Origin of the sequence: Marinobacterium iners (genome assembly GCF_017310015.1) — a bacterium.
Lineage (GTDB): Bacteria > Pseudomonadota > Gammaproteobacteria > Pseudomonadales > Balneatricaceae > Marinobacterium > Marinobacterium iners.
Genome location: NZ_CP022297.1, coordinates 1,379,368 through 1,390,581, shown reverse-complemented (window position 1 = coordinate 1,390,581; position 11,214 = coordinate 1,379,368). Strand labels below are relative to the sequence as shown.

General features: G+C 57.0%; 9 protein-coding genes. 4 read left to right on the top strand and 5 right to left on the bottom strand.

Annotated elements, in window-relative coordinates:
• Positions 1–3: 3 nt before the first annotated feature.
• The gene (locus tag CFI10_RS06720) at positions 4–387 is read right to left on the bottom strand and encodes a DUF6394 family protein (RefSeq protein WP_091827060.1); all 384 of its coding nucleotides are present in this window, start codon (positions 385–387) and stop codon (positions 4–6) included.
• A 151-nt stretch (positions 388–538) separates the two neighbouring features.
• On the opposite strand from CFI10_RS06720, the gene CFI10_RS06715 reads away from it, so the two are divergent.
• The gene (locus CFI10_RS06715; protein ID WP_206840774.1) at positions 539–3,403 is read left to right on the top strand and encodes an insulinase family protein; all 2,865 of its coding nucleotides are present in this window, start codon (positions 539–541) and stop codon (positions 3,401–3,403) included.
• Here the strand turns inward: CFI10_RS06715 and CFI10_RS06710 are convergent.
• The gene (locus tag CFI10_RS06710) at positions 3,382–4,008 is read right to left on the bottom strand and encodes a hypothetical protein (protein WP_206840772.1); all 627 of its coding nucleotides are present in this window, start codon (positions 4,006–4,008) and stop codon (positions 3,382–3,384) included. The two genes, CFI10_RS06715 and CFI10_RS06710, sit on opposite strands and share 22 nt — an antisense overlap.
• Positions 3,974–5,428, bottom strand: coding sequence for an exodeoxyribonuclease I (gene sbcB, locus CFI10_RS06705; RefSeq protein WP_206840770.1), 1,455 nt, complete (start codon positions 5,426–5,428; stop codon positions 3,974–3,976). Before sbcB ends, CFI10_RS06710 begins: the two co-directional genes overlap by 35 nt.
• Before the next feature lie 87 nt (positions 5,429–5,515).
• Between sbcB and CFI10_RS06700 the strand changes: the two genes are divergently transcribed.
• The 3 genes from CFI10_RS06700 (at position 5,516) to CFI10_RS06690 (ending at position 9,911) form a co-directional block, all read left to right on the top strand.
• Positions 5,516–5,944 carry a YchJ family protein gene (locus tag CFI10_RS06700; RefSeq protein ID WP_206840768.1) on the top strand — a complete coding sequence of 143 codons (429 nt, stop codon included), beginning with the start codon at positions 5,516–5,518 and terminating at the stop codon, positions 5,942–5,944.
• A gap of 65 nt (positions 5,945–6,009) precedes the next feature.
• Positions 6,010–7,170 (top strand): EF-hand domain-containing protein, encoded by a 1,161-nt coding sequence (locus CFI10_RS06695; RefSeq protein WP_206840766.1) that lies wholly within the window; start codon positions 6,010–6,012, stop codon positions 7,168–7,170.
• Between the two features lie 140 nt (positions 7,171–7,310).
• Positions 7,311–9,911, top strand: a complete 2,601-nt coding sequence (locus tag CFI10_RS06690; protein WP_206840764.1) for a DUF349 domain-containing protein — start codon at positions 7,311–7,313, stop codon at positions 9,909–9,911.
• A gap of 60 nt (positions 9,912–9,971) precedes the next feature.
• On the opposite strand, the gene CFI10_RS06685 is transcribed toward CFI10_RS06690, so the two are convergent.
• A complete protein-coding gene (locus CFI10_RS06685) occupies positions 9,972–10,538 on the bottom strand; it encodes a HupE/UreJ family protein (protein ID WP_206840762.1) in 567 nt (188 codons plus the stop codon).
• A 27-nt stretch (positions 10,539–10,565) separates the two neighbouring features.
• Positions 10,566–11,213 (bottom strand): urease accessory protein UreG, encoded by a 648-nt coding sequence (ureG, locus tag CFI10_RS06680; RefSeq protein ID WP_206840760.1) that lies wholly within the window; start codon positions 11,211–11,213, stop codon positions 10,566–10,568.
• Position 11,214: the final 1 nt, after the last annotated feature.

The following is an 11,214-nucleotide window of genomic DNA, read 5'->3' as shown; positions in this document are numbered from 1 at the left end:
CGCTCAGCGCCGTACCAACGCGGTTTCAACCACCAGCAGCACCGCCGAGATCACGTTGGCCACCAGCGCCCCCGCCGCAAACGAGACCACACTGGCCATCAGTTTGGGTGTCATGCCACTGGCGGCCATCTGTTCTCCATACCCCCAGATGCCGGCGGCGATGATCAACTGCAGATCAGCAACCAGACTGGTTGCCAGCATCAAAGCACCCAGATGGGTACGATCACCGAACTTGAGGACGGTACAGATCAGACTTACTACCAAGGCAGCAAACAGCTCAAACACATCATGGTGTTTTATGTTGTCGATCTCACCCAACACAAAACCGAAGTTCAGTGTCAGCGCCAGTACAATAAAAAACGCGAAGATTACCTTTTCCCGGTTCATGGGTATTCCTTGAAAGTCAGTGTTCCAGTCGGATTGCACTTGGCACCCGTATAAACGCATCATAGCGAATGCTGCACGGGAATCGAACCAATTTACCCCTGCGCAGTCGTAGATGGCAGACATTCACCCGATCAGTTTCCAACGAGGTCACATGCAGTCACTTTTCCGTTTCCAATTCAGCAAGGCCTTGATGCTGCTGGCCATGCTGCTGTTGAGCCTGACGGTACAGGCTGAAATCATTCAGAGCACGCTCGACACTCGATCATACCGACAGTTTGAACTCGACAATGGCCTGAACGTGATTCTGGTGTCCGACCCTGATGCCGATAAGGCAGCCGTATCGATGAATGTCGGAGTGGGCTCAAATGCCAACCCATCCGACCGACCAGGGCTGGCGCATTTCCTTGAACACATGCTGTTCCTGGGTACCGAAAAGTATCCTGAAGCAGGCAGCTACCAGTCCTTCATCAGCTCCCATGGCGGCAGTCACAACGCCTTTACCGCCTACGAAAACACCAACTACTTCTTCAGCGTGGAGGCTTCGGCCCTGCCTGGTGCACTGGACCGCTTTGCCCAGTTTTTCATAGCGCCGCTGTTCAGCCCTGAATACGTGGACCGGGAACGGCATGCCGTTGAGTCTGAGTTTCAGGCCAAGCGCCGTGACGACAGCCGACGCAGTTTCGAAGCCAGCAAGCAGGTATTGAACCCGGAGCATCACTACAGCCGTTTTGCCGTCGGCAATCTGAAAACCCTGTCCAACACCAGCGACAGTGAAATCCGTGATGCACTGATCCGCTTCTATGAGCGCTATTACTCCGCCAATCTGATGACGCTTGCCGTCCTCGGCACCGAGTCACTGGATACACTGGAACAACAGGTCAGGAAAGATTTCGCGGCCGTACCCAACCGCAATGCCAAACCTTTTGTTGACACGGCACCACTGTTCGAAGCCGATCGTTTGCCGGCGCAGCTCAATATCGAAACATTGCGCGATACGCGCCAGCTTAGCCTGAGCTTCCCCATGCCGTCCTACCGTGAGTATTGGCAGCAGAAGCCTCTTTACTACCTGAGTAGCCTGATTGGATACGAAGGCAAGGGCAGCCTGCTGAGTTATCTGAAGCAGGCCGGCCTTGCCCGTGGCCTGTCGGCCTATCCCGCACTTGATCTGCCCGACAGTGCCATGCTGCGCATTCAGGTCGACCTGACCGAGCAGGGCCGGGAGCAGATCGACCATGTCACCGCGTCGATATTCAGCTTTATCGAGCTGCTGCGCCGAGACGGCATCGACCCTGATCTGTACCGTGAAGAGCAGCAACTGGCCGAGGTGCAGTTCCGTTTCAGAGACAAGCTGGACCCAACTCACCTGGTGATGCAGCTGTCGCAGGCCGCCGACCGCTACCCCACCGAATACCTGCTCAAGGGCGACTATCATCTTGGCGAGTTCGATGCTGAACTGATCAGCCGCTATCTTGATCGCATGATACCCAACAACCTGCTTCTCACACTGGAAGGAAAAGGTCTGAAGACCGAGCAGATCGAGCCGCTTTACAACACCGCCTACGGTATTGATACGATCGCACCCGAACGCCTCCAGCGCTGGCGTGAGCCAGCTGTACTGGATCAACTGCAGGTGCGTGGTCGTAATCCGTTTATCGCCTCCGACTTCAGCCTGATTGACAGCGCGAATCAGACAACTCCTCAGGAAGCATGGTCTGAGCCCGGCGCTCGCCTATGGCATTTGCCCGACAGTGATTTTGAGCGTCCAAGGGCAGACTTCTACTTCACTCTGCTCTCACCTGTTGCCAACCAGGGGCCTGAGCAGGCACTGCTGGCCAGCCTTTATACCCGCATGGTGGAAGATCAGCTCAACGAAACGCTGTACGACGCATCCCTTGCAGGCCTGTCCGCGAGCATCTATCCGCACCAGCGTGGCATCAGCCTGCGCCTGTCCGGTTTCAATGACAAACAGGCGCTGTTGCTCGAAAAAATTCTGCGGGCGTTGCGCCAGCCATCCCTCGAACAGGCTCGCTTTGACCGCATCAAGCGCCAGCTGCATGAACAACTCAATAACAGCCTGAAAGACAAGCCTTATAATCTGGCTTTCGATCAGCTCTATACACGATTGATGCGAAGCTGGTCCACCGAGCAGAAGTTGGCCAAACTGGAATCCCTCTCGCTGAGCGACCTGGAAAAATTCTACCCACTCCTGTTGCAGCCGGCAGAACTGAGTCTGCTTGCGCATGGCAACCTGAGCCGTGACCAGGCGATCGAAATGGCCCGCAGTGTCCGCAAACAGCTTCAGTCCAACAATTCCCCCTGGCAAGCAGTGCCTGTCGAGGTTGTACAGCTGCCTAAAAACGAGTTTCTGATCGGCAACCTTGAAACCGAACATCATGACTCCACCGCCCTGCTCTATCTTCAGGGACCCGATGAAAGTCTGAAAACACGGGCCGCGACTGCGCTGATCAACGAGATCATCAGTACACCGTTCTACACCAGTCTGCGGACAGAGAAGCAGTTCGGTTACATCGTTTCCAGCCAGTTCATGCCTCTGCGCGAGCGGGCCGGGGTAGCGCTAGTCGTTCAGTCACCCAACACGGACCCTATCCAGTTGCACGGTGAATACAAGTTATTCCTGCAACAGATGCTGGAGCAGTTGATCACCATGCCACAGGAGGAGTTGGATCGTTATCGCCAGAGCCTGCTAAGCCGGATCAACCAGCAGGACAATGACCTTCGCACACGCAGCGACCGACTCTGGCGTGAGATTGACCGGGGCAATCATGATTTTGATACCCGCGAGCAATTGAGCGAGATTACCCGCGAGCTGAGCCGGGCAGACCTGTTGCAGACTATGGAGCAGCTGCTGCAGCGACAACTGCTGATACGCAGCTTCGGCAGCTCGGTTGAGCATGAAATCAGTTCGGAAGCGATGCAGGATAGTGCCGAACGGCTGGATACACTCAAGCAGGAGCAGCTGGGTGCAACGTTGCCCTACCCCGGGTCAGGCAGCTGAATCAGCTCCACATCGGGCTCGGGCTGCGGCTCGGGCTCCGATTGTGCCGGCACCTCAATGAAGGTTCGACCCGGCCCGAGAACCTCAAGCCCGGGCTCCTCAGTGCCTGACTCCGCTTCGGTAATAACCTCCAGCTCATCATCACGCCCGCTCCACTCCGAGTCACCGCTATGGTCATCGCCCAGATAGACCCCGGGGATCGCCTTGACCTCATCGGTGCAGACCCGCTCAAACACACAGCGCTGAATCGCGGCATCCAGCCGGATCTGGTCAAATACCAGGTCTTCGCCCCGCAGTACTACCTCAACCTGAGGCGCTACCACAACCTCCTGCACCGGCGGCGGATCGGAAGGGTAAACAAGCTGTACCGGCGGCAGCGACGTTTCCCGGTTGGAGAAAGCCACCTCACGCATGCTTTCCCGGTCATAGTCTCCCCTGGCCATCCCTTCGTAGGCATCACGCCCATGAACCTGGCCGCCACTGTAGCGGTCTACCCGGGTCACATCGTAGGGAAGTGGCTGCCTTTCAGCTGCTGCCGGCTGCAGGCAACCGAGTACCAGCAGCAGGCCACTAGAAATACTCGCCCGGGTAGATCGATTCGGCATAGAGTGCCAACTCCTCCAGAATGTGACGGTCCCGCTCCGACAGAGTGCCGGACTGGGCTATTTCATTCATCTCATTGAACAGCTGAGGCAGACTGTAACAGCCGGCGTCGCCCTGCAGCAGTTTACGGCTGCGATATTCTTCCCAGCGCACCGCTTCTTCTTCGGTCAGCGTGTACTCAAAGTTACGTGCCTTGTAACGCAGCAGCATCTCTTCCAGCCGCGGGTCCTGAAACGGCAATTGCAGCCCGGCCAGCGCGTCCGGTTCGGACTCACGTACCTGTTCCATCAACGCCCGGTCGTGGTCCGAGAAAAAGCCGCCACTGTACAGCATGTGGTCAGGATCACCATCGGCTTCAGGCATTGATGAGTTAAATATATCGGCCACCTTGGCGGCCACTCCAGTTTCATTTCGCAGCATCTGCAGGTGACGACGGCAGATGTCCCCGTCTATCTTCAGCCGTTCGGCCTCCACGGCCGTGAGCATCCCTGCCGGAGCAATAATCGGACACTTGTTGGCCAGCACCTGTTTGAGTGCCAGTTGAGGGGCATCTGCCGGCAGTTCGTCACGCCGGGTGTACATCAGCGTCTGCAGTGAGGCCACGTCAAGATCAAACAAAGGCGTTGGATCGACGCGCAGGTCCCACACCAACGTGCTGTTGCGATTGCTCGGATGCGAAGCCAGCGGTGCAACGATGGCGGCATTGCCCCACTCTGCCGGATATTTGGAGGAGATGTGCAACACCGGTTTCATCCTGGCCACATCCAGTTGAGCCTGAATCGCACGCTTGCCACGGTTTTGCAGTACATAATTGAACAGCTTGGGCTGCCGCTCCTTGACCAGTTTGGCAACCGCAATGGTGGCATACACGTCCGACAGTGCATCGTGTGCACTGCCATGGTCGATGCCATTGGCACGGGTCAAATCTTCCAGCCGCATGCTCGGGCGACCATCCTCGTACAGAGGCCACTCAATTCCTTCCGGCCGCAGCGCGCGTGTCAGCCGTAACATGTCGATGATATCCCAGCGTGAGCAACCGTTTTGCCATTCACGAGCATAGGGGTCATAAAAATTGCGATACAGTGTGAAGCGCGTGATCTCATCATCGAAGCGAATACTGTTGTACCCCACCCCGCAGGTACCAGGGCGGGCCAACTCGGCATGAATGCGTGCGATGAACTCGGCTTCGGTCACCCCCTCTTTCAATGCGGTTTGGGGCGTCAGGCCGGTGACCAGACAGGCTCTGGGATGTGGTAGCACATCCTCGGAGGGGCGACAGTAGAGCATTACCGGCTCATCGATAATGTTGAAGTCCGCATCGGTTCGGACACCGGCAAACTGCAGCGGGCGATCCCGCGCCGGATCAATACCGGTGGTTTCGTAGTCGTGCCAGAAGAAGGTTTCGGGGGTCTGCGCCGCCATTGGAGGTATATCTCGACTTTTTGTAGGGGTAATGGTTAGATCAGCCTATCGATCAGATTAACATTTCAACACTCAGGGATCATCTGCATGCTGACCGACACTCAGGATATGGACACTCAATGCCCCTGTGGCTCCGGCAAACCTTTTGCTTTCTGTTGCGAGCCTGCCATCAGTGGCCGCAAGCCCGCCGCAACCGCCGAAGCCCTGATGCGCTCACGCTATACCGCTTTTGCCATTGGTGCAGTGGACTATCTGGTGCAAACGACGGCCGCAGCCAAGCGCTCGCCACAGGATGCCGAGTTGTTGGCCGAACAGACCCAGATCACCACCTGGACCGGCCTAGAGATTGTCACCACGGAAGCGGGACAAACAAATGACGAAACAGGTCTGGTCGAGTTCAAGGCTGCGTTTGAGAGCCCAGAAGGCGGTGCCATCCTGCATGAACGCTCCCGTTTCGAGCGTGAGTCCGGGCTTTGGGTCTATCTGGATGGTGAAGTTGAACTGATCCCCAGCTGAGAACATCTGTCTAAACTTCCACCAGCTTTGGCCGATATGATTCCTGTCACCAGAGGAGTCCGGTCATGCAGATCCAAAGTCACAACCTGCAACTTGCCAGCGAGCGCAACTACAACCGCAGCGAAGAACAGCATGAGCAGCTGCGTATCGGTCGAGTCAGCCAGGACCCCGTAACCGGTGCACGCCAGGTCGACACTCTGTTCGAGGCCAGTCACATCGAGCGCCGTGAGTTGCTGACCTATTCGGCAGGCTTGGCCATGAATGCCAAAAACAGCAATAACGAGCCGGCATCACCCGTAGCAGCACTGACTCGTGGCACTCCGCTTGAATCAACGACCGAAACCGCTCCCCCAGAGGCGCCCTTCGAATTACGCCTTGAGGCCTCAGACCAGTTGAAGCTTGAGCTGATCACCCGACTGCACAAGGCGATCACCGGCAAGGACATTCGCCTGCAATTGATCGATCCTGCGTCTCTTCAGCACGCAAGCGGCCCTGAAATCAGTGCCCCCAACCAGGCAAAACCGGCAGCAGATACACCTGAAACACCTGCAGAACCACAAGTCGGCCTTGAATACCAACGCCACAGCCGCATCCATGAGCAGGAGTCCACCCGTTTCGAGGCCAATGGACAGGTCATCACCCGCGATGGCCGTCGTATCGATATCAACCTGTCTCTGCAGATGGCGCGCTCGATTACGCAGGAAGAGCACGAAATTCTGCGCATCGGCGCTCGTCTGTCAGACCCACTGGTGATCAACTTTGACGGTGATGCGGCCCAGCTGAGCCAAACCCGGTTTGAATTTGACCTGGATCTGGACGGGCAAGCTGATCAGGTACCGACTCTGGCGGGAAACCGTGCATTTCTTGCACTCGATCAAAACTCCGACGGCGTAATAAATGATGGATCGGAGCTTTTTGGCGCTCGATCCGGCAACGGCTTTGCGGAATTGGCCCAATTTGACGAAGATGGCAACGGTTTTATTGATGCTGGTGACAGTGTCTTTTCCCGCCTTCGGCTCTGGTCACCGGGTGCAGAAGGACAGGGCTCACTGATGACACTGGCCAGCCAGAACATCGGCGCAATCTGGCTCAACGCCGCTGATACCGAGTTTTCTCTGACGTCGGGCATGACAGAAAGCCGACTTGGAGTGATCCGTTCAAGCAGCATTTTCCTATCAGAAGATGGCCGGGTTGGCACTGTTCAACACGTTGATCTGAGTATCTGAAAAAATTTGTCCTCAGATATTGTCCGTATTCAGCATCTGTCAAGGCTTTTCCTTGCACTACCCTGACCGGTAGAATAGGCGCCCGCCCGCTCATCTGCATGAAAATGGATGCCGGGACTCTTCTCCGGTAGTGGTGACTGATGTTTGCAAACCTGTTCAAGCCAAGATGGCGTCATTCAGATCCTGAAGTGCGCTTAAGTGCCGTCAGCAAACTATGTCCGGACCAGCCTGACCAAGCCAGAATCCTGTGTCAGCTGGCACTGCATGACGACAACCGCCAGGTCCGTATAGTAGCGGTTGGACGTCTGAGTGACACGGACTCCCTGCTAGACGTGCTATCGCACTCCTCCGACCCTGAAGTCCGTGAACAGGCAGGGCTGCGCGTCAGCGAATGCCTGAACGGTGAAGGCTCCGACAGCCTGAGCGAACTGCTCAGGCGACTTGACGATGCCGATACCCGTACCCAAATTATCATCAATGTCAGCAGCGAACAGTTGCAGCAAAGCGCCCTCAACTGCATAGATGACGAAGCCGTGCTGATGCAGGTGGCTCTGCATGCCCGCCTGGCTACCATGCGCCGTGAAGCGGCCGAGCGCGTAGAGCGAGCCGACCTGCTGGAAAACCTGCAGCGTCAGAGTCGTGGCCGTGACAAAACCGTACACCGCATCAGCCGCGACAAGCTGAACCGCTTGCGCGAACAGGCCCGACTTGAAACCGAACATGCCAAACGGCGCACCCAACTGCTGCAACAACTTGAACAGCTTGCCGTGGGAGCCGACCTGCAGTTCTTGCATGCCCGCTCTCAAGCGTTGTCGCAGGAGTGGCAGCAACTGCCGGCTGCCGATAATGACAGCAACCGCCTCTTTACACAGTGGATCGAGCAGATACAGGCCCGACTTGAGGCCGCAGCAGAAGCGGAGCGACAGGAGCAGGAACAACTCAAACAGCAGGAGCTGGACCGGCACGCGTCACATGAGCTACTGGCAGAACTGGAAGCATTGGTTGCCGGCGATATAATTGAGGCAGAGGCCCTGCAGGGCCTGCAGCATCAATGGGATGAATTGAACAGCCGTTACGAACCCGCCAGCGAACAGCGTCAACAGTGGCAAAGCCTCAGCCAAAACGCCGAACACTGCATGGCGGCAAGTGAACGGCTGCAACAACAAAGTCCACATATTGAATCGCTGCTGCAACAACAGGATAGCAGCCCGGAACAAAAACTGCGCCGGGCTCAGCGCCTGCTGCGCTCAGTCGAGTGGCCCGACTCACGCCCGCTGCCAACGCTGCTTCAGTCGCTGAAGGAGCTGATCACACAGCTGCAGCAGACAGTTAAACAGATAAATGCGCAATCCAGCCGGCAGGAAGATGAACTGCTCCAGCAGTTGCGCTTGCTGGAGCAGCAACTTGATCAGGGCGAAATCAGTACCGCCGAATCCACCCACAAAAGTCTTGCGCGGCATGTTGAACAGCATTCCGGTTTGCATGAAAGCTTGGATTCACGCTACCGCCAACTCACTGCAAGGCTCGCAGAACTTAAGGATTGGCAAGGTTTCGCAGCCAACGGCAAGAAGGAAAAACTGTGCCAGCAGATGGAATCGCTGGTCGGAGCAGAACAGCCCCCACAGACATTGGCCGATCAGATACGTGCATTGCAACAGGAGTGGAAGGAGATTGACCACACTGATCCTGTGCATTCACAAAAGCTGTGGAAACGCTTTCACGATGCTGGCGAGAAAGCCTATGCACCCTGCCAGGCGTGGTTCAGCGCTCAGCGGCAGAAGCGTGAGCACAACCTGAAGCAGCGACGCGAAATCTGTAACCAGCTTGACAGCTTCATCCACGGTATGGACTGGAGTCAGGCCGACTGGCATGCCGTCGAAGCGATCGGCCGTACCGCACGCGAGGAGTGGCGAACGTTCTCGCCGGTTGACCGGGCACCCGGCAAACCGGTACAGCAGCAGTTCAATAGCCTGCTGCGTGATCTCGATGGCCGTATTCGGGCCCACCGTCAAGCGTGTGCCGAACTGAAAGAAAGCATTATTGCTCGCGCCGCCGAACTGGCAAGCGCAGAGGATATCGAGGCCGCCGCCAGCGAGGCCAAGCAGCTGCAACAGCAGTGGAAAGCAGCCGGCGCAACCTTCCGTAGCCGCGAACGCGGGTTGTGGCAGGCATTTCGTGAACAGTGCGACCTGATTTTCAGCCGACTCAAACAGGCCCGCAAGGCGCAGACTGCCAAGAAACCATCCCCTGCGCGTGAAACACTGCTGTCCGGGACACCTCTGCAAGCCTTGCAAAGGCTGGCTCAACTGGCCGAGCAGGCAGAAGAGGAACTGGCTGAAACCGCACGCTCGGAAACGCTTTCTACCTTGTTGACGGAAGCGGTTACCGGCCCTTCTCCCGGTCAGTTGTGGCGCGAGCGCATCGGCCAGCGACTGGAAGCGATCCGCCTGATCAGTGCGGGCAACCGCTCCATCGATCAGCAGTTGGCCCTGTCTGAAGCTCAGGCGCGTGAGTTGTGTATCCGACTTGAGATCATGCTCGGACAACCCACACCTGAAGAAGATGAAGTGCTGCGCATGGAATACCAGATGGAGCGGCTCGGCCAGGCACTGGCCGAGCAGGATGACGAGCCATCTGAAGCGGCCCTGCAATCCCTTGAGCTGGAATGGCTGACACTGCCGTTTGCATGGCAGTTTGTTGACCTGCGCAAACGTTTTTCGGACATACTGACGCACGCATGATGATGCAGATGGGTGGCCTGTGGCCACCCATCAACAGAAACACCCGTCCTGCATATCTCTTCAGGCGACGACCATCGCCATACCGGTCAAAGCGATTGCCCCACCGGCTACACGGCTGAAGAGCGCTGCACGCGCTTCAACTCCGATCTTGCCCACCAGCATACCAGCCAGATGCAACGCCAGTGTGGCCAGCGTGAAGCCGGCGGCATAGCTGAAACCACTGGTATTAAGCGGCATTTCAGCGCCATGAGCCAAGCCATGGAACAGCGCAAAGCTGCCGGCAATTGCCATGCAGACAGGTGTTACAAAGCGTGCAGCAAAAGCCAGCAACAGCCCCAGAACCACTACGGACAGGCCAATTCCCTGTTCGGTGAACACCAAAGAAACACCAGAAAGCGCCAGCAGATTGCCCAACAGCATGGTGGCCACAAAGGCCAATGGCACCAGCCAGAGTGCACGGCCACCCAAACGGGCAGCCCAAAGCCCCACAGCCAGCATCGCCAGCAAGTGATCAGCACCACCTACCGGGTGCGCCAGGCCACTGATAAAACCCGATACTTCATGTCCCGTGTGCGCAAGCGCCACGCCCGGCAACAGTGCGACAGTCGCAATCAGTGCTTTTTTCATCGTTATCCCCTTCATAATTGAATTCAATCACACCACCGCACGGGCCGGTGGCAGAGTTTTAGCTTCCAGCATGCCTTCGCTGATGATGAAACCGATAATGTCGTCCAGCCCTTCAGCCTTTTTCAGGTTTGCGAAGATGAAGGGGCGATCACCGCGCATCTTGCGCGCATCCCGATCCATCACCTCCAGCGAGGCTCCCACCAGCGGTGCCAGGTCGGTTTTGTTGATAATCAACAGATCGGACTTGGTGATCCCTGGGCCGCCCTTGCGCGGAATCTTGTCACCGGCCGAGACATCAATCACATAGATGGTCAGATCAGACAGCTCGGGGCTGAACGTGGCGCTAAGGTTGTCACCACCGCTTTCGACAAATACCACATCCAGTGCTCCGTGGCGCGCCACCAGCTGGTCTATCGCCGCCAGATTCATCGAGGCGTCCTCACGGATGGCCGTATGCGGACAGCCGCCGGTTTCGACCCCTATAATGCGGTCGGCACTCAATGCCTCATGCTCGGTGAGGAATTTGGCATCCTCCTGAGTGTAGATATCGTTGGTCACCACGGCGATATCGTAATACTCGCGCATGGCGGCACAGAGCGAACGCAGCAACGCCGTCTTGCCGGAGCCCACCGGCCCCCCTACTCCCACTCGCAATGTCTGTTTCGGTTTGCTCATG